This is a genomic window from Spirosoma flavum (assembly GCF_042686045.1).
Lineage (GTDB): Bacteria > Bacteroidota > Bacteroidia > Cytophagales > Spirosomataceae > Spirosoma > Spirosoma flavum.
The window spans coordinates 254601-272790 of sequence record NZ_JBHUOM010000023.1 but is presented as its reverse complement, the minus strand read 5'-3'; the positions used below and the strand labels follow the sequence as shown (position 1 = coordinate 272790).

Here is an 18190-nt window from a genome sequence, read left to right as displayed (position 1 = left end):
TCTGGCCAGACCAGTATTCTAAATTTTCCGCCCTGTATTGATTACATTAACACCATTGAAGCGGGTAGTGGCGCTGCCATGTGAGACCGCGCTAACTTGGGAGGGTTGCCCTTTGCCATCGAAGAAGGAGCCAAATGTACGATAGTCCTCTTTGTCGCAAAGTTGGGCGCAGGAATTCCAGAACTCCTGTGTATTCGACTGATAGGCTACATCATCGAGCATACCAACGATTTCACCGTTCTTGATTTCGTAGAACAATTGTCCGCCAAACTGGAAGTTATAGCGTTGCTGATCAATTGAATATGACCCACGACCGATGATATAGATGCCCTTTTCTACGCCCTTTATCATGTCAAAAACAGAGCGTTTGTCAGCACCTGCTTTTAACGATACGTTCGGCATTCGCTGAAACTGCACGGAATCCCAATTGTCGGCGTAGCAGCACCCGTTCGATTCTTTTTCGCCCAGAATAGCTACCTGATCGCGAATAGCCTGGTAATTGACCAGAATACCGTCCTTAATCAAATTCCACTCTTTGCAGGGTACGCCCTCGTCGTCATAGCCAACGGCGCCCAGCGATCCAACCTGCGTTTTGTCAGCTACAATATTGACCAGTTTGCTACCATAATTAAATGTCTTGGATTTCCACTTGTCGAGGGTAGCAAAACTGGTTCCGGCATAGTTGGCTTCGTAGCCTAGAACCCGGTCAAGTTCCGTTGGGTGACCAACCGATTCGTGAATGGTTAGGCCGAGGTGATTGGGGTCCAGCACAAGATCATACTTACCGGCTTGTACAGTTTTGGCCGTTAATTTTTCTTTTGCCTGTTTCGCTCCCAGAATGGCATCTTCAACCATGTCGTAGGAATTTCGATAACCAACCAGACCATTTGGAGCCGCAATTTTTTCGGACGCGAGTCCATCCAGATACTCGTAGCCCATGCCCATTGGTGAACTAAGCGCATCGCGGGTTTTAAACTTGCCAACCGCCCGATCCACCGCCGATATGGTGAATGTTGGCCAGATGCGGTGAACATCCTGATCAATATAGGACCCGTCGGTAGACGCAAAATACTTCTGTTCATTTACAAAGAACAGGTTCGATGTAACGAATGCCGCCCCATTTTTCATGGCTTCGCTGTTCACCTTCATGAGCAAATCGATTTTCTGCTGAACCGGAATCTCGAAAGCGTTCTTTTTGATGGGCGTTTTCCAACTTACCTCACCTACACCCTTCTGGGGAGCCAGTTGTACCGGTTCAGTCTGAAGTTTGGCGTTTGCCTTTGCAATGGCCACTGCTTTTTCGGCACACTTGGCGATGGCTTCAGGTGTCACATCGCTGGTGGCTGCGAATCCCCAGGTGCCGTTGGCAATTACCCGGATGCCCACACCGTAAGATTCGGCATTGACGATGTTCTGCACTTTCATTTCACGAGTAAACATGAACTGTTGCAAGTAGCGACCAATGCGTACATCAGTGTAGGTTGCGCCCTTGCTTTTGGCGGCATTAAGGGCAATGTCGGCTAGACGTTTTTTTGTCGCCACATCGCCACCAGAACCCTGACCAGTTCTATCAAGAAGGTATTCGGGCGATACGGAATTGCCTAAAACTGGCACCGAAGCTGTTAATAGACCGCCGATACCTACCCCAGACAATTGAATAAAGTCTCGTCTTTGCATGTACTAAAAAGAAGATGATCGTTGATGATTGAGCTTACTATACTGTCAGAAAAACACGAATATGGCTGAAAAAGACGAACAGATTAGTATTGGGTTTTGATTTTGTGACGAACGGTAAGCGGATACTAGTTAAATATGCGCAATATTATTCGGTAAAAGTACTTATACACAGTTGATTCGTTAAGAAACGGCCAATAGCCTCTAGCCTGAATATAATTGCCAATACTATATTTAGAAAAATTTGTTCAGTCTGGACTGACTACGCTTCACGCTACTAGTTGTTATCGGAATAAGCAAAATCACTTGCTGTCTGAAACGCCGGGTGGTCCAAACGAGCAGAATTTATAGTGATGGACGACTGTTCATTTATGTGTAAGATGCTGGCTTTAATCTTTACTTAAAAATCCTCGCTCGCTTACATACAGTTGTGCCGTGACCAGTATAAAACCAGCCACGGCACGATCATTACATTTAGCTTTATTATTTTTTGCTCTTCTTCGGCTTGTCGGCTTTTACGTCTTTGTCTTCTTTATCTGCCTTTAACGGTTTTTCTGATTTACCTTCTTTCTCCGCTTTCGGAGCCTTTTCTTCTTTTGATAAAGCGAGTGTTTGATTAGCTACCGAATTGCTCACGAAGGTGCCCCAGGTTAGATTATCGTGACCCTTTCTTGCTTTTTTAGCCCGGTCAATAGCCATGTTGGCGGCTGCTTCGACTACCCATTCGAAGTTTTCCTGCCCAACAGAATGTATATCAGCATCGGGGGCGGGGTTACAGAAGTCGATAGCAATGGGTATACCATCACGTACGGCAAACTCAACCGTATTGAAGTCGTAGCCGAGGCCATGATTTAATTTCAGGACGTAATCGGTCATGGTGGCCAGTAATTTTTTGCCTGCCTCACCGGTCGTATTCATTTCGGCTGCGTAACGAAGGTGGTGTGGATTACGTGGTTCGTAAGGCATGATGCGAACATCTTTACCGCCAATACAATAGCAACGGAAATAATCGGTGAAGTCAATAGCTTCCTGATACAGCATGACCAACTGAGCCGTTTCGTCGTAAGCCTTGAACATCTGATCGGGATCGTCCACTTTATATACACTCTTCCAGCCACCCCCGGCATGGGGTTTCATAAAGGCAGGAAAGCCAATGTGTTTAAAGATACCGTCCCAATTCATGTGTTTTAGGTTGCGAAACGAGTTGTGATTGGTATCGTCCGGCTGCTCTTTAGAAGGAAGTAAAATGGTTTTTGGAACGGGAACGCCCAGTTGCACAGCCAGCGCATTATTGAAAAATTTCTCGTCGGCGCTCCACCAAAATGGGTTGTTAACGACGGCTGTACCGGTCAGGGCTGCATTTTTAAGGAACGCTTTGTAGAATGGAACATCCTGCGAAATTCGGTCAATAATTACGGCATAGTCAGTTGGTACACTCTGTTCAACCTGATCGATGCTAACGAACTCAGCGGGAAACTGGCTCTGCTTCTCATTGACACGATCCACAAATGCCTGTGGGAAGGTATTTTCCTGGCCGAATAAAATGCCTATCTTCGATTGTTGGCTCATAATGAACTAGTTATGTCGATTGATGATGGTTTTTGGGTCAACATTAGGTTAACCTTTTGGTTTCTAATAGGCTCTTTAAGGGGTAAACATACCGAAATTTGGATTGTTTAACTCTTCTGAATTACTAGTTTAATCTTTCTTTATGTCGATATGTAGACTGTCGATATGTTCGCATCGCCCTACTTCCTGTCCCCGTTTTATCGCTCGGAAGGCTTTCTCGTCTCTTCGCGGTAGTGACTTTAGACTAGTATAGTTTTATTGGATGGAGTAGGCTCATCGCACGCTATATTAAGTTACCGTTTAATTAAAGTTGGACTGTAATTGTCAACTTTTTCGTAATATAGCGATGTCAATCAAAGGGCTCGTTTTATGTCCGACCAAATTGGTAATTCTAATGCCTTTCTTAATTATGTGTGGTATCCCGCCACACTTATGCCACCTGATGACTTTTTGGATGACGATAATCAACAGATGATTATCGTCGTTGAAGGTATCGGTATTATATCCGGATTTTACAGCCTCGACAAGAAGTCATTTTATATGCATTGCCAGCGATACGACAGCCATGAAGATAAGTCGACTGGAGGCTTGACACGTCAGCAGGAAATCAACCGCAACCTTAATTGGGTAGTTGAACCAACCAGTCAGGTGACCCATTGGATGCTTGTTGAATTGCCCACCTAGGCTTCCTTTGTAAACTGTTGGGTTGCGGTTGCCTGTACAGACGCGCGCCAGAATCTTCTGTAAACGCTGTCCGCATTAGGAAAATATGGATTCTTTTGACTTGCTAAGTCCGGGGATGTTGTGACTTTTTAGAAATGCGTCATCTAAAACATAGGCTATCTATAACTAACTATTCACATCCAGAACGCAAATTTCCGCCCTGCCTGATCCCGTATTTGGCAGGGCTTATTCTTTTCCACCGATAAACTTCCTGAATTGGGCGTATTCGGTCGAAGTCATATCGCTGATTTTCAGAGAATACAATCGTTGTCTGGAAAACATATACTTGTTCAGCAACGTCTTTAGTGTTCCATGAAGAGTTACAACCAGGATAAATGTATGTCTGGGAGTAACGTCCGCATCGGGGTGCATAGCCGTGAATTGACTTTGTCTGTCGCTTTCGGCAAGTCGCTGGTTTTCGGCCCACGCCCAGGTAGTCAGCTTGCGAATCGAGGGAAAAATAAATTGTAACTCCTCGTCTGAGTAATCAGCAGACTGGTATTGCTCGGTCAACTCGCCATTTTTAGCTTTGGTAAGATATTCTTTAATGGCCCTCAATTCCTCTCTGCTAATCTGTCCGCCCACCTACTTCCTGTTGAGTACACGCTATAAAGACTGTAGCGGTTGAGTAGTTTGAAAATAAGCCAAATACTTATCTAAATCTATGGGACTTTTTTGCGCTGCTACCCCGGGCAAATTGGGATCGCGGTCGGAATATAGTTATAATCTGTGTTATTGATTTACGTTGTTCTGGATATTCAACGAGCCTCACAGAAACAAATTAATCAAGTGTCTGTTTAAGTGAAAATACACTGCGAGTAACCATGACGTATATTGGCTACAATCTAAAATCGGACATTCTGGTTAAGCTTACTGAACGAGCATTTGTGCTTTGGAAAGAGCAGGAAGATCAAAATACGCCGGATGACGTACAGATGTCACTTCGCCATTATAAGGCAAAAATGGATGAAAATGGATATATACGCTTTCGCTTTTGGTACTTTATGCAGCTTTTCGGTCCTCATATATACATGGGAGGGCCCGAATTATTTGACCTGAATGTGTTACTCGTTGAGCCAACGCTCGACCAGATCGAACTATAAATCCATTAGCCCTAATGATAGGATAATTGCCTTATGACCGTCGCTCCCTGGTATCAGTTTGATCGAGGCATGAACATACGATAAGGCACCTGCAAGAGGACAATGTGGCATTTTAGGGAAAATGCCACAGTTGATCTGATTAGTGCGTACATAGTATAGTTAGCGATTAGCGGCCAGTGTTCTGGCTCATATCACTGTGGAATGTAATTCGAAACGCTGACCCTTATAGGGTCAGCGTTTTTTTGCCGCGTAGTAAAACAAAACAGATGACACCTATTAGATGTCATCTGTTTAAGGAAAATCTAAATGTCCAACCGAAAAAATTATACATTTAATCGAAAAACTACACAACTGTCTTATTGATTTTGGTTATTGTAAACAAGACAATTACTGTAACGTTCTTCAGTTACTTTGTAGTAACTGTAACTTATTACCTAGATGATTCAACTGTTTCTTAAATGAAATTTATTAACGGCCCTACAAGATTATGAATAGCTGGACATAAAAACTACAGTACCTTAGGTCATATCAAAGACAAGGGCACCTGCGGCATAGGTTTTAACCGCTATAATCGCATTCTCCCGTCCCGTCCCCGTAATGTAACCTTCGCTATGAGCGACAATCTGCCCACTAGCGGACAGTAAATTAAATCGGTGGTCGTGAAGAATGTCGGACCGATGATAAGTACTCTCAAAAGAAGTTCGGGACTTTATATCGGTACTTCCTACCATGCAGCCTTCCTTTGTTGTGTAGCCGTTACTGGTAAAAATTTCATTTCCGTTATTAGCCATGAACTGAAAATAATACCGACTCGCTTTAAGTATTATATTAAACTTTGCCATTGGCTTTATATCTAGTTGGTTTACCTCGAAATCGCAACTACTATATCTCCAACAAAAGTTTTCCGTATTTTATTGCTTGTCAACAATTTGCCACTAATGTGCCGATATTTTGCTGTTAGTATTCAGGGCACGTAGAATAGTTTTGGTTTATAAGAGGCCTCACAAAAAACAACTTCCAGCTAAGCCTTGCTGGAAGTTGTTTTTGTTGGTAAGAACTTGATCTGATAGATGATTATGCCGTAATAACTTGTGCGCTTTTTATGTTGCTCGAAAGGTTAGTTATACAATGTAGAACAAACATAACTGCTCAAAATCAAGCGCTGTTGGTTTTTTCGCTGGATATACATGTGTAAACCAGTGGCTGTGGTACGGAAATTTGGTCGAACGAGTTGATATGGAAGCATAGCAAGATAATATGTTTATCGTTGATAAATAAAGGCAATTAGTATGCCATTTTAATCATTCTTCACCAATATTCTATTTAATTTTTAATCAAATAAGACTAATTTTTCTGTTAAAAATATAAATTTTCTTACTTAAATTTTACTTAAATATCGGGGGAATTGATCCTTCCAGACGGGCCAATCGTGGTTCCCCCAAGGTGTTACATCAAGTTGATGATGAATGCCCTTACGGTTCAAAATAGCTGACATTTGATAGTTATCTTCTTTACAGAAATCGTATTCTGATGTTCCCAGCACGATGTTCATACGGTATAATTCATCGTTTTGAGCATTAGGCATGAAATCGGGTGGATTATTAAAATAGACGTTTTCGTCGTAATACCCACCCAGAAACGACCGAATGTTAAACGCTGCACCCATTGTAAGTAGGTGACCAACCTGCTCCGGGTGCCGGAATGCGAAGTTTAACGCGTGATAGCCACCGAACGAGGCCCCGGATACGCCGATTTTTTGAACATTGCATTCCCGCTGAATACCCGGCACTAACTCTTCGTGCAGAAACCGATCGTAGAGAACGTGATTCCAGATGCGGGTGCCGGGGTGCAGATGTTTGGCGTACCAGCTATCGCGGTCGATGCTGTCGATGCAGTACAATTTGATCTTGCCCGATTCAACAAACCAGCGGGCAGTCTCTGTCAGGCCGAAGTCTTTGTATTCGTAATAATGCCCCATTGAGGTCGGGAATAACACCACTGGATAGCCCCAATCCCCGTAAACGAGCATCTCAATGTCGCGCCCGAGATGATGCGAATACCATTTGCGATAATCTTCCTGCACGAGTGTATTTGTTTAATTGGAACGGAAAAAATTTCGGATGAAAATAGACGAAATAGCTGGGACCGACAAAAAAGGACCGGCATGAGCTGAAAAATCTCTATTTTGCACCTTGTGATTATACAAATTCTGACATTTTTTACTCTTATGGCTGACCCTGTACCGGCCCTTATCCAAGCCGAACGACCCGCCGTAACGGTTCAGCGCGATGATTCCTTATACTCTGTTCCGCTCAATCGAATGGTTCATTTGGATATTATATTGCCGCCTGATTATCATACGTTCATTAAGTTGCACCCGCAGGAACGCCTGCCCGTTCTGTACCTGAACGATGGTCAGGATTTGGCTCATCTGCGCATGACGGCCATTTTAGATTCGCTTTATCAGAAACAGGCCATTCGACCATTTGTACTTATCGCCATTTATGCGGGCGACCGGATTCAGGAATATGGCACAGCGTCTCAGGCAGACTATATGAATCGAGGCAGCAAAGCGAAACTGTATACCAACTTTGTCTTGACAGAATTATTGCCATACATCAAAAAGCACTACCATGTAAGTGCTGACCCCGCACAGTCGGTGTTTGCCGGGTTTTCGCTGGGTGGTTTATCGGCCTTCGACATCGTGTTTCATCATCCCGAACGCTTTAGTCGGGCGGGGGTATTTTCTGGTTCCTTCTGGTGGCGTAGCAAAAGCACAGCCGACGGCTATCGCGATGAAACCGACCGGATTATGCATGATCTGGTTCGCAGGGGGACATACCACAAACAACTCAAATTCTGGTTTGAAACGGGTACGGAAGACGAAACCAGCGACCGCAATAATAACGGTATCATTGATGCGATTGACGATACGACAGATCTGATTGATGAGTTAGTTAAAAAAGGCTATCATTCAAACCCCTCCGGTGGCCCATCTGACATTCGGTATGTCGAAATAAAGGGTGGCAAACACAATCAGGAAACCTGGAGTTCTATTATGCCAGACTTTTTGACATGGGCATTTTCTTCTGGAAAGTAAAATCAGACTGTCGTGGGAAGTGAAAAACACGTAATCTATGAAAAGCTTGTTACTGATGAATGTAGTAGCACTTGTAATTTTGCTGGCTTGTAAAAGCCCTGATGTAACCTTCCCGACGAGCACAACAATAGTGCCCGGAGCCCGCAAACTTGTCTGGTCTGATGAATTCGAAAAGTCTGGATTGCCTGACTCTACCAAGTGGAGTTATGAGGTAGGCGGTAACGGCTGGGGCAATAACGAACTGGAATACTACACATCCCGGCGTACCGAAAACGCCCGTGTCGAAAAGGGCAAACTTATTATTGAAGCGCGCAAAGAAGCGTATCAGGGCAAGAACTATACATCTGCCCGCCTGCTGACGCAGGGTAAAACTAGTTGGACCTATGGCCGTATCGAAGCAATGGCCAAACTGCCAAAAGGGGTGGGTACCTGGCCCGCCGTCTGGATGCTGGGTAAGAACGTTTCGAATACAGGTTGGCCCAAATGTGGAGAAATCGACATCATGGAACACGTCGGTTTCGATGAGGGCGTTGTTCATGGAACTGTGCACACCGAAGCATATAATCATAGTAAGAAAACCGAAAAGGGAAAGGCTGTTACAATACCGAACATAACGACGGATTTTCATCTCTACGCCATCGAGTGGACCGCCGATCAGATTGATTTCTTCGTGGATGAACAGAAATATTACACCGTTCAGAAATCAGTTTTGGGCGCTGCCGCATCTCAATGGCCCTTCGATCAACCTTTTTTTCTGATTTTGAATGTAGCCGTTGGCGGTAACTGGGGCGGGCAAAAGGGAGTAGATGAAACCATCTGGCCGCAACGTATGGAAGTTGATTATGTAAGAGTATATCAGTAACGGGAAAATCCGTTGATTGCAGTCAAATTCGTATCTTACCCGCTGTCAATCAACCTGATCTTCCTGATGAAATACCAACTACTCCTTCTTTTGGGACTAATCACAATCGTAGCTCACTCCCAAACAACCTTTTCGGTCACGTTCCCAACCGCCCAAAGTAGCGCATCGCTCGATGGTCGTGTACTGCTGATTCTGGCAAAAACGAGCCAACCCGAACCCCGTTCGCAGGTGAGCGACGCGGTTGAAACGGCTCAGATTTTCGGCGTAGATGTCGATGGTTTAAAACCTGGTCAGCGGGCAATAGTCGATGCCAGTGCCTTTGGTTATCCAAAACGCAGTTTGAACGATCTAGCCCCCGGCGACTATTACGTGCAAGCCGTTTTGCACAAATATGAAACATTTGTGCGCAAAGATGGACATACTGTTAAACTGCCAATGGATAGGGGAGAGGGCCAAAACTGGCGCACCGCTCCGGGCAATCTATTCAGCAAGCCGCAGAAAATTAGCATCAAAGCTGGAGGGAAGCAGTCAGTGTCGGTTGTGCTGAATCAGGTAAATCCACCAATCGACGAGCCCGAAGACACCAAGTTTATCAAGCACATCAAAATTCAGAGCAAGCGTCTGACTGAGTTTTGGGGACGACCTATGTACCTCGGTGCGCATGTCTTGATTCCAGCGGGCTTTAATGAACATCCCGAAGCCCGTTACCCGATTTGTATCAATCATGGTCATTTTCCTTCCGATTTTGATGGCTTCAGCGAAACACCACCGACCGCCAATATGGACACGACCGATTACCTTGAGCGGTTTAAAATTCACGGGTATAAGAAAATCGTGGCGCAGGAAGCGTATGATTTTTACAAGAAATGGACGAGTAAGGAATTTCCCCGGATGTTGATCGTTGAAATCCAACATGCTAATCCATATTACGACGATTCATATGCCGTAAACTCCGAAAATCTTGGTCCCTATGGCGACGCCATTATGTATGAACTCCTGCCCGAAATAGAAAAGCAGTTTCGGGGTATTGGGCAGGGCTGGGCTAGATTTACGTATGGTGGTTCGACGGGTGGCTGGGAGGCACTGGCGGCACAAGTGTTTTATCCTGATGAATTTAATGGTTGTTTTGCCGCCTGTCCCGACCCGATTGCGTTCGATGCGTACACGGTCTTTAATCTTTATAAAGACAAAAACGCATACTATGCTGAAGGACCATTTCGACGGACGCCCCGGCCCGGTCAGCGTAATTACCTCGGGCAGGTGAAAGTGACCCTCGAAGAAACAAATCACCGGGAATTAGCCCTGGGCACTCACTCCCGGTCAGGTGACCAGTTCGACATTTGGGAGGCTGTGTACTCACCCGTCGGATCAGACGGGTATCCAAAACGCATCTGGAACAAACGTACCGGCGTTATCGACCCCGCCGTTGCTGACTATTGGCGCGAACATTACGATTTACTTCACATACTCCGGCGCGACTGGAAAACTCTTGGCCCAAAAGTGACCGGCAAGATTCATATCTACTGCGGGGATATGGATAATTATTACCTCAACAACGCGGTCTATCTGATGGAAGATTTTTTGAAAAGTGTACAAAATCCAGTCGCCAGCAGCGAAGTGGCTTACGGCGACCGCGCCGAACATTGCTGGAATGGCGACCCCACGCAACCGAACTACATTAGCCGGTTGCGTTACAATACCCTATACATTGACAAAATTATGAAGCGTATTGAAACATCCGCGCCCAAAGGTGCCGATCTTAAAAGCTGGCGGTACTAGTGAATGATGAAGTATAAATGATGAAGTATCGCTACAGTTATTACGTATCATTCATCATTTATAATTCCTTTAAAAAGGCCATTGTATCGACACCATCAGCATAATCGTTTAAGCCAGGGCGTTGAGTTGTACCAAAGGGAACACTATTGGGATACCAGCCTTGCGCTGACGCGACAACCTGAATCTGACTGGCGTGAGCCGTGAACCAGGCAGCTGCATCGGCCTGCGTTTGATACGTTTGGTAATACAAAACTGAAATTGGGGATACCAGTCCGTCATTTTCGGTCAGCAATAGATAGCCATTATCTAAATGCGGTGTGCCATTGATAAGATAGATTGACTTGTTGTAATCGTAATTATTCTGATACTTATGGTTGTTCAGGTAGATAGACACCTGTGGTTCCAGTGTTCGCAGTAGGGGCGTGAAATCGTATGGGCTACCATCGGGGCCTGCCGGTACCATAATCGTTGAGACATTACGGCATCCCAAGCCATAGTAATCTGAAATATCATGACCGAGTTTTAGAAATTCGTCTTCACTTTCTTCGCCCATCAGCAAGCCTACTGACGTGCGGTTTCTGCGGATAATATGCGGCTTTTTAGAAAAGTAATGCTCAAAATAACGAGCTGTGTTATTACTTCCGGTGGCTATATAAGCTTCAGCCGCATTCAGTCGGTCGACTTCGTGAATCAACTCGTCAAACGATGGGTTAATCTCCTTTAATTTTTTTATTAAATAGTGGATTAGTACAAAATCCTGGGTGCTTAGTTTGGCCATCAATTTGTGACCGCTCATTAATACGCAGAGCATGTCATGAAAGCCAACAGCCGGAATATTACCTGCCATTACAACACCTACCAAGCGGGGCGTTTTAGCTGGAATAGCCTCTGATTCGGTAAAATACTGCCCTACCCAAGCCGTGAGTTTATCTGTCGTTAGAAACTCATCGGCAATTGCCCGCAGGGAATTTAGAGAGTTCTCGGGCGTGAACCAGTTACTTTTATAATATGCTTGTTGAACAATTTCGTTAAGTTCGGATTGGGCGTTGGCTGAGCGCAAGAAGTCGCCTAGAGCTACAAACGTTTGCAGTCGTTCTGATAAAAGCATGAATTGTATAAACAAATGGAATACACCATCAACTAATGGAATTAAATATTAGTTTGGCGCCAACCTTTAAATAGTTATATTTGTTGTTCATTCAAGAAGTCAAAAAATTTACCACATATAAATAAGTACTGCTCATGGCAATCATGATCACCGATGAGTGCATCAACTGTGGTGCCTGCGAACCGGAATGCCCCAACACGGCCATCTACGAAGGTGGTGTTGAATGGACCTGGGGAGGTGGAACCGAACTAACCGAAGTCGATTTTGGCGATGGCACAGTTGTGAGCGGTAAAGCTCCACAAACCCCTGTTTCAAACGAATTTTATTATATTGTTGCTGATAAGTGTACCGAATGTATGGGCTTTCACGAAGAGCCTCAGTGTGCCGCTGTTTGTCCGGTGGATTGCTGCGTACCTGATCCTGAACATGTAGAAGAAGAGGAGACGCTACTGGCTAAGAAAGGCTGGCTCCACGCTGAAGCATAAGGTTTAAGTAACCTCAAATTTAGAGTAAGGCCCGATCAGTTTGCTGATCGGGCCTTATTGCGTTCTTATTGCGTTCTTACCTCTTCGAAACTCCTCAAGTAGCGTATTTAGATACGAAAAATCATTTTAGTAAAAAGAATAATATTTGGGAAATAGATTGATTAGCCAAATATGATAAATAGGTTGGTTTTGTTAACCTTTTCGGTATTTATAGTGGATTTTATAGAAAAATTCTAACATTATTGGATAAATTTTAAAGTTATACATAATTATTTGGGGTTGTCTGTTGCGTACAATAATTTTTTGAACAAAATTTGCTACGAAATAAGACCACAGGGAAAGTCGTTACCCACCAAATTATTATTATGAAAAAAATAATTTTACTTATTAGTTCTTTGTTTGTTGGCTTCGCTGTCAAGGCACAAGATTCGACCAGTGCCACACCCGGAAAATTCACATTCTCCGGCTACATGGATACGTATTACTTCGGTAATTTCAACAACCCAAAGAGTCAGTCGAACTTAGGGCTTAATGGATCAGGCGTAGGTAATGCTCGCGCGTTCGATCAGAGGGCCGGTCAATTTGGGATTGGCTTAGTTCAGGCAAAGGCGATGTATTCTGCTAGTAAGATGGATGCCGTAATTGACCTGACGTTTGGCCCATTTTCTGATTTGGGTAACTATGGCAACTACATCGGGCCACTCGGACCTGGTTCTACTTCACTGGCTATTAAACAGGCATATATCACCTATAAGGCAACTAGCAAATTGTCGTTCACAGCGGGGCAGTTTGGTACACACATAGGGTATGAAGTTATTGACGCCCCAGTCAACTACAACTACTCACTCTCCAATCTTTTCAATAACGGACCATTCTATCACATCGGGTTGAAAGCACAGTATGCCTTTAGCGACCGGGCTTCGTTGATGGTTGGTCTAGTAAATAATGTCGATAACCTATTCGACAACAACAAAAAGAAAGGGTTGATCGGACAGTTATTTTTCGCGCCGGTTACGGGCTGGAATGTGTATTTGAACGCTATCGTGTCGAATGAAGCATCGCAAGCAGTTGGCACTCCGGCAACTGGTATTGTAGCTGCCAACGATGCACATTATCAACTTTTTGACCTCACAACAACGTATCAGATAACGTCTAAGTTTTTCTTAGGCCTGAATGCGGCTGCGGGTTCACAAAAAGGTGATTACCAAAGTTTGGGTGGCCCACTAACTTCAAAAAGCTGGGGTGGTGCCGCTGTGTATTCCAACTACGCCTTCACCGACAAATTCGGAATTGGCATTCGTTACGAATCGTTCGACAACAAAAATGGTGCTCGCGCTCTTACCGACGCGACTGGTGCTGGGGCCAGTGTTAATTCCATTACAGTAACGGGTAATATCACAGCCGCTGATGGCCATTTATTGCTAAAACCTGAATTGCGAATTGACAGCTATTCAGCAAATAAGTTTGAGAAAAATGATGGTTCGCTGACAAAGTCTCAGTCCACGCTTGGCATGGCAGCCATCTTTAAGTTCTAATATAATGTATCTCTATTTTCTTAACTCAAATTTTAATTAGTACAACAAAAACCCTCAGTTATTATGCAAAAGCCTACTTACGTTCCTCTTGTCATTTTGCTGGTAATCAGCGTATTGGCTGTCTTTATTCCGTCAGTTCCGACACAAATTGTGACGGAAGGTATCAACTCCGGTGATACAGCCTGGATGCTCGTTGCTACTGCCCTTGTTTTGTTGATGACGCCAGGTCTGGCGTACTTTTACGGTGGGATGGTTAATAACAAAAACGTTATCTCAACGATGCTGCAAAGTTTCGTTGCCATGGGCGTTATCAGTATTCTGTGGGTAGTTGTTGGCTTTAGCCTGGCATTCGGCAGCTCAATTGGGGGCATTATTGGTAACCCAATGGATCACTTCATGTTCAAGGGTGTGTTGGATGGTAAGCCCTGGTCGCTGGCCGCTTCGATTCCTTTGGTTGTATTTGCCTTTTTCCAACTTAAGTTTGCTGTCATTACGCCTGCGCTGGTAACGGGTTCAATGGCTGAACGTATCAATTTCCGGTCGTATGTTTTGTTCATGATTCTGTTTAGCCTGTTCGTTTATGCGCCACTGGCACATATGACCTGGCATCCAGAAGGTATCCTATTTAAGTTAGGCGTACTCGATTTTGCGGGTGGTACGGTTGTTCACATGTCGGCAGGTTGGGCTGCACTAGCTGGTGCGTTGTATCTGAAACGCCGGAAATCGCAGATCGAAGCAAGTTATTTTCCACCAGCAAATATTCCATTCGTGCTATTAGGTACTGGTTTGCTATGGTTTGGCTGGTTTGGTTTCAATGCTGGTTCAGCAGTAGCTGCTTCTCCATTAGCCGCTTCGGCTTTCGCTACAACGAACACGGCGGCTGCGGCTGCGGGTTTAGCCTGGGTATTGTTTGATGCAGCTAAAGGCAAGAAAGTATCGGCTCTTGGTTTCTGTATCGGTGCAGTCGTGGGTCTGGTAGCTATCACCCCTGCAGCGGGTTTCGTGACAATCCCAACGGCCATATTCATTGGTACAGTTGGCGCAATGGTATCGAACTTCGTAGCTCACCTACGTTCGAAATCGACGCTTGATGATACACTTGACGTGTTCCCTTGCCACGGTGTTGGTGGTATGGTTGGTATGTTGATGACGGGTATTTTCGCTAGCAAAGGCATTAACTCAGCCGTTGTTGATGAGGGGCTTGCATTCGGTCAAACGAAATTGTTCATCACTCACCTGATTGCTTTAGTTGCTGTGTCGATATTTGCATTCGTAATGTCATACGCACTGCTAAAAATTACCGATCTGATTCTACCACTACGCGTGACAGAAGAAGACGAGAAGATGGGTCTGGATGTAAGTCAGCACGACGAATTCCTAATCGAAGCATAATTGATAAAAGGCTTTTAATAAAAGAGGCCTTATTGGTTTAAGCTATTATAACAGAGCCACAGGCATCCTGTCTAGCCTATATGTCTGGCAGCTTTATCTGTGGTTTTGTTGTACTCATGGAGCCGCTCCCGCTTGGGGGCGGTCTCCTGCTTTTAGGGGTATTAAAAAATTTGTCTGTAGTTAGGCTCCTCTTGGATACCGATCAGTGCTTCAATCATTCAGGGAAACAGGAGACACCCAAATGTCTGCGGAAGATTCTCTTCAGGCTACCTATTTACCTGGTGATTAGGCAATTTCTGTATAAATTACTTATCTGTAGATTGACTGGTTTCTAAGCTAAGAGCAAAGCAAGTAATGCTATAATTGCCGGTAGGGCTTGTACAAAAAAGATGGATCTCTGTGCAGTTAAGGCACCAAATACCCCGGCCACGATGACGCATCCCAGAAAAAAATAAGCAACGTTTACACTCCATGCCGCATCCTGAATCAGTAGCGACCAGATAAGACCGGCGGCTAAAAACCCATTATACAACCCCTGATTGGCAGCTAGCGACTTCGTCTTCTCGAACAAATCAGGAGGGAATGATTTGAAAGTTTTCCGCCCTTGCGTGGTCCAGGCAAACATCTCCAGCCAAAGGATATAAATGTGTTCGATGGCGACAAAGCCAATCAGAATTTCAGCGGTCATCTTCATAATTACGGGAGGAGGAGTTTAATTCATGTATAAGGAATCAAGTCATTGCCTAGACGCTCTAGCTCTACTTATATAAGACTACTGGAAAGCTACCAGAATTTCACGTTAATAGTCTTGCTCTACTATCCTCTACCTTGCACAATGCTTACCACGAAATGGCCCTACTTGTGCGGTTGGTAGTAATATGGTGTTAGTGTGAGTTACTTATTGGCCTGTAGAAAAGCTTAATGAGAAACGTCCAATACCTGTGAAGTTATCCCATATACCTTCCTAACAACTCTTTGTCCTCAACTACTTACGAATTAATGATGGTCAAGCACAGGTTCCCCTTCGGTTACTTCCATTAAGCCCTCAGCGTTCACGGCTGTCAAGTGTACAGATAGCATTTCGTTGATGAGCAGTGGGTCGTATTGCGCCACAACACGGATGTAGTTTTCGGTAAAGCCCTGCATCTGTCCGTCAGAAATATCTTCCTCGAATAGCACGGTTGAATCCCGCCCAACCTGCGAGTCGTAGAAAGCACGGCGTTTCTTGTCTGACAGAATGTGCAACATCTTCGACCGCTCGGCCCGAATGTTGCCCGGCACTACAGGTTTAATATCTACGGCTATTGTGTTTGGGCGCTCGGAGTAGGTGAATACGTGCAGATACGATACGGGTAGTTCGTTCAAGAAGAGATAGGTTTCTTTAAACTCCGTATCGGTTTCGCCGGGATGACCCACAATTACATCTACGCCGATGCAGGCGTTGGGCATAAGTTCCTTGATTTTCTGCACACGGTCGACGTAGAGTTCGCGCTTGTAGCGACGACGCATCAGGCCCAACACGCGGTTGCTACCCGATTGAAGGGGGATGTGGAAGTGCGGAACAAACCGCTTTGATTGGGCCACAAAGGCAATGATTTCATCGGTTAAAAGGTTTGGTTCAATGCTCGAAATGCGGAAGCGTTCAATACCGTCCACCTTATCTAAAGCCTGTACTAAATCGAAAAAAGTCTCTTGTCTCTGGACCGCCAGCCCAGTACCGCCAACTATCCCAAAGTCACCGATGTTAACGCCCGTCAGCACGATTTCTTTAACTCCCCGCTCGGCAATTTCGCGGGCGGCCCGAACTACGTTACTGACTGTGTCGGAACGACTTTTGCCCCGCGCCAGTGGAATGGTACAATAGGCACAAGGATAATCACAGCCGTCCTGCACCTTCAGGAAGGTGCGTGTTCGGTCATTAAGCGAGTAGGCTGCATGGTACTCGATTGCCTCTTCAATGGGTGAATTAAATACCTGGGCGGGTTGGCCGGTCGGTACTTTTACGAAGGTTGGCATGAGTTCGTGGAGCCGGAATTTCTCGGCCGCACCCAAAACGACATCTACCCCCGGAATCTCCGAAATCTCTTTAGGTTTCAGTTGAGCGTAACAACCCAGAATAGCCACGTAGCCATCGGGGTTGATTTTCTGTGCTTCTCGAACGATTTTCCGGCATTTTTTGTCGGCATTGTCCGTCACGGAGCACGTATTAATGATAAAAATGTCTGGTTGTTGATTGAACTCCACACGTTCGTAGCCATGCTGTTCCATCAGGCGAGCAAGGGTAGAGGTTTCGGAGAAATTCAGCTTACAACCGAGTGTATAAAAAGCGACTTTTTTCACAGCAAATAATCTATCCTGCAAAAATACAAAAAATGACGGTCCGACGTTCCATAGAGTGTTCCATTGACTTGAGTACTAGGGTAAATAGCGATTTTTATTTTCTTTACTCGTCAAACAAACGTATTTATGGCTCATCGATTACTTCTTATACTCCTCAGTCTTGCGCTCTTATTTGAACTTGGCTTGACGGGTGGAGCCTTTTTTGCCCGTGAATTTTCGCTGCATCAGTTTGGTGTAGGCCAAACACCCGATACCGCTTTCCTTGGTTATATTGTCGCCTGGTTGCTGCTTTTTGTATCGTTGGTTTGTGGGCTGGCTTTGTGGCAGGTGCAACAGCGAACCCCCGACTATGCTACCCTGTGTTATTTACTCGGTTTCTGGTGGATTGGCATCGGTATCGGCATTTATGTGGCCTTCGGTAAACCGGATAATTTACTCCTCGATTCAGCCAAAGGACTACTATTGGTGATATTGACCAACCGTGCTCGTGCCAGTCGTCGGTAGGTTTAGTTATTTCTTT

Annotated in this window: 17 protein-coding genes; 9 read left to right on the top strand and 8 right to left on the bottom strand. The window is 44.9% G+C overall.

Annotated features, from left to right (window positions below; translation table 11 throughout):
- Positions 1–18 precede the first annotated feature (18 nt).
- Together ACFS25_RS21820 and ACFS25_RS21815 are read right to left on the bottom strand one after the other, a co-directional pair.
- The gene (locus ACFS25_RS21820; RefSeq protein WP_381505228.1) at positions 19–1677 is read right to left on the bottom strand and encodes a TldD/PmbA family protein; all 1659 of its coding nucleotides are present in this window, start codon (positions 1675–1677) and stop codon (positions 19–21) included.
- A 480-nt stretch (positions 1678–2157) separates the two neighbouring features.
- Positions 2158–3243 carry an ATP-grasp domain-containing protein gene (locus tag ACFS25_RS21815; protein WP_381505226.1) on the bottom strand — a complete coding sequence of 362 codons (1086 nt, stop codon included), beginning with the start codon at positions 3241–3243 and terminating at the stop codon, positions 2158–2160.
- Positions 3244–3612: 369 nt separating this feature from the next.
- Here ACFS25_RS21815 and ACFS25_RS21810 point away from each other — a divergent pair, with 369 nt between their 5' ends.
- A complete protein-coding gene (locus tag ACFS25_RS21810; protein ID WP_381505224.1) occupies positions 3613–3927 on the top strand; it encodes a hypothetical protein in 315 nt (104 codons plus the stop codon).
- A gap of 225 nt (positions 3928–4152) precedes the next feature.
- Here the strand turns inward: ACFS25_RS21810 and ACFS25_RS21805 are convergent, their stop codons facing one another.
- Positions 4153–4524, bottom strand: a complete 372-nt coding sequence (locus tag ACFS25_RS21805; protein ID WP_381505222.1) for a hypothetical protein — start codon at positions 4522–4524, stop codon at positions 4153–4155.
- A 266-nt stretch (positions 4525–4790) separates the two neighbouring features.
- On the opposite strand from ACFS25_RS21805, the gene ACFS25_RS21800 reads away from it, so the two are divergent.
- On the top strand, positions 4791–5069 hold the full coding sequence (locus tag ACFS25_RS21800) for a hypothetical protein (RefSeq protein WP_381505221.1): 279 nt from the start codon (positions 4791–4793) through the stop codon (positions 5067–5069).
- A 518-nt stretch (positions 5070–5587) separates the two neighbouring features.
- Here ACFS25_RS21800 and ACFS25_RS21795 read toward each other — a convergent pair.
- Positions 5588–5911: a YegP family protein gene (locus ACFS25_RS21795; protein ID WP_381505219.1), complete on the bottom strand. Its 324-nt coding sequence runs from the start codon at positions 5909–5911 to the stop codon at positions 5588–5590.
- Positions 5912–6447: 536 nt separating this feature from the next.
- Entirely contained in the window at positions 6448–7152 is a 705-nt protein-coding gene (locus ACFS25_RS21790) for an esterase family protein (protein ID WP_381505217.1), read from the bottom strand.
- A gap of 144 nt (positions 7153–7296) precedes the next feature.
- On the opposite strand from ACFS25_RS21790, the gene ACFS25_RS21785 reads away from it, so the two are divergent.
- The 3 genes from ACFS25_RS21785 (at position 7297) to ACFS25_RS21775 (ending at position 10810) form a co-directional block, all read left to right on the top strand.
- Positions 7297–8169, top strand: a complete 873-nt coding sequence (locus tag ACFS25_RS21785; protein WP_381505215.1) for an alpha/beta hydrolase — start codon at positions 7297–7299, stop codon at positions 8167–8169.
- 37 nt (positions 8170–8206) lie between these two features.
- On the top strand, positions 8207–9031 hold the full coding sequence (locus tag ACFS25_RS21780; protein ID WP_381505214.1) for a glycoside hydrolase family 16 protein: 825 nt from the start codon (positions 8207–8209) through the stop codon (positions 9029–9031).
- A 66-nt stretch (positions 9032–9097) separates the two neighbouring features.
- The gene (locus tag ACFS25_RS21775) at positions 9098–10810 is read left to right on the top strand and encodes a hypothetical protein (RefSeq protein WP_381505212.1); all 1713 of its coding nucleotides are present in this window, start codon (positions 9098–9100) and stop codon (positions 10808–10810) included.
- A 58-nt stretch (positions 10811–10868) separates the two neighbouring features.
- Here ACFS25_RS21775 and ACFS25_RS21770 read toward each other — a convergent pair whose 3' ends face one another.
- On the bottom strand, positions 10869–11918 hold the full coding sequence (locus ACFS25_RS21770; protein WP_381505210.1) for an aldehyde dehydrogenase family protein: 1050 nt from the start codon (positions 11916–11918) through the stop codon (positions 10869–10871).
- 134 nt (positions 11919–12052) lie between these two features.
- On the opposite strand from ACFS25_RS21770, the gene ACFS25_RS21765 reads away from it, so the two are divergent.
- The 3 genes from ACFS25_RS21765 (at position 12053) to ACFS25_RS21755 (ending at position 15330) form a co-directional block, all read left to right on the top strand.
- Positions 12053–12403: a 4Fe-4S dicluster domain-containing protein gene (locus tag ACFS25_RS21765; RefSeq protein ID WP_381505208.1), complete on the top strand. Its 351-nt coding sequence runs from the start codon at positions 12053–12055 to the stop codon at positions 12401–12403.
- 365 nt (positions 12404–12768) lie between these two features.
- Positions 12769–13938, top strand: a complete 1170-nt coding sequence (locus tag ACFS25_RS21760; RefSeq protein ID WP_381505206.1) for a porin — start codon at positions 12769–12771, stop codon at positions 13936–13938.
- Positions 13939–14001: 63 nt separating this feature from the next.
- Positions 14002–15330: an ammonium transporter gene (locus ACFS25_RS21755; RefSeq protein WP_381505204.1), complete on the top strand. Its 1329-nt coding sequence runs from the start codon at positions 14002–14004 to the stop codon at positions 15328–15330.
- 331 nt (positions 15331–15661) lie between these two features.
- Here the strand turns inward: ACFS25_RS21755 and ACFS25_RS21750 are convergent, their stop codons facing one another.
- Both ACFS25_RS21750 and mtaB read right to left on the bottom strand, forming a co-directional pair.
- Entirely contained in the window at positions 15662–16024 is a 363-nt protein-coding gene (locus ACFS25_RS21750) for a DUF1304 domain-containing protein (protein ID WP_381505202.1), read from the bottom strand.
- A 302-nt stretch (positions 16025–16326) separates the two neighbouring features.
- Positions 16327–17670 carry a tRNA (N(6)-L-threonylcarbamoyladenosine(37)-C(2))-methylthiotransferase MtaB gene (gene mtaB / locus ACFS25_RS21745; protein WP_381505201.1) on the bottom strand — a complete coding sequence of 448 codons (1344 nt, stop codon included), beginning with the start codon at positions 17668–17670 and terminating at the stop codon, positions 16327–16329.
- A 126-nt stretch (positions 17671–17796) separates the two neighbouring features.
- On the opposite strand from mtaB, the gene ACFS25_RS21740 reads away from it, so the two are divergent.
- Positions 17797–18174: a hypothetical protein gene (locus ACFS25_RS21740; RefSeq protein ID WP_381505199.1), complete on the top strand. Its 378-nt coding sequence runs from the start codon at positions 17797–17799 to the stop codon at positions 18172–18174.
- Positions 18175–18190: the final 16 nt, after the last annotated feature.

Bases quoted from the DNA above. Each gene is read 5' to 3' on its own strand.
- ACFS25_RS21820 (WP_381505228.1), bottom strand. From the start codon at position 1,677: ATGCAAAGACGAGACTTTATTCAATTGTCTGGGGTAGGTATCGGCGGT.
- ACFS25_RS21815 (WP_381505226.1), bottom strand. From the start codon at position 3,243: ATGAGCCAACAATCGAAGATAGGCATTTTATTCGGCCAGGAAAATACC.
- ACFS25_RS21810 (WP_381505224.1), top strand. From the start codon at position 3,613: ATGTCCGACCAAATTGGTAATTCTAATGCCTTTCTTAATTATGTGTGG.
- ACFS25_RS21800 (WP_381505221.1), top strand. From the start codon at position 4,791: ATGACGTATATTGGCTACAATCTAAAATCGGACATTCTGGTTAAGCTT.
- ACFS25_RS21795 (WP_381505219.1), bottom strand. From the start codon at position 5,911: ATGGCAAAGTTTAATATAATACTTAAAGCGAGTCGGTATTATTTTCAG.
- ACFS25_RS21785 (WP_381505215.1), top strand. From the start codon at position 7,297: ATGGCTGACCCTGTACCGGCCCTTATCCAAGCCGAACGACCCGCCGTA.
- ACFS25_RS21780 (WP_381505214.1), top strand. From the start codon at position 8,207: ATGAAAAGCTTGTTACTGATGAATGTAGTAGCACTTGTAATTTTGCTG.
- ACFS25_RS21775 (WP_381505212.1), top strand. From the start codon at position 9,098: ATGAAATACCAACTACTCCTTCTTTTGGGACTAATCACAATCGTAGCT.
- ACFS25_RS21770 (WP_381505210.1), bottom strand. From the start codon at position 11,918: ATGCTTTTATCAGAACGACTGCAAACGTTTGTAGCTCTAGGCGACTTC.
- ACFS25_RS21765 (WP_381505208.1), top strand. From the start codon at position 12,053: ATGGCAATCATGATCACCGATGAGTGCATCAACTGTGGTGCCTGCGAA.
- ACFS25_RS21760 (WP_381505206.1), top strand. From the start codon at position 12,769: ATGAAAAAAATAATTTTACTTATTAGTTCTTTGTTTGTTGGCTTCGCT.
- ACFS25_RS21755 (WP_381505204.1), top strand. From the start codon at position 14,002: ATGCAAAAGCCTACTTACGTTCCTCTTGTCATTTTGCTGGTAATCAGC.
- ACFS25_RS21750 (WP_381505202.1), bottom strand. From the start codon at position 16,024: ATGAAGATGACCGCTGAAATTCTGATTGGCTTTGTCGCCATCGAACAC.
- ACFS25_RS21740 (WP_381505199.1), top strand. From the start codon at position 17,797: ATGGCTCATCGATTACTTCTTATACTCCTCAGTCTTGCGCTCTTATTT.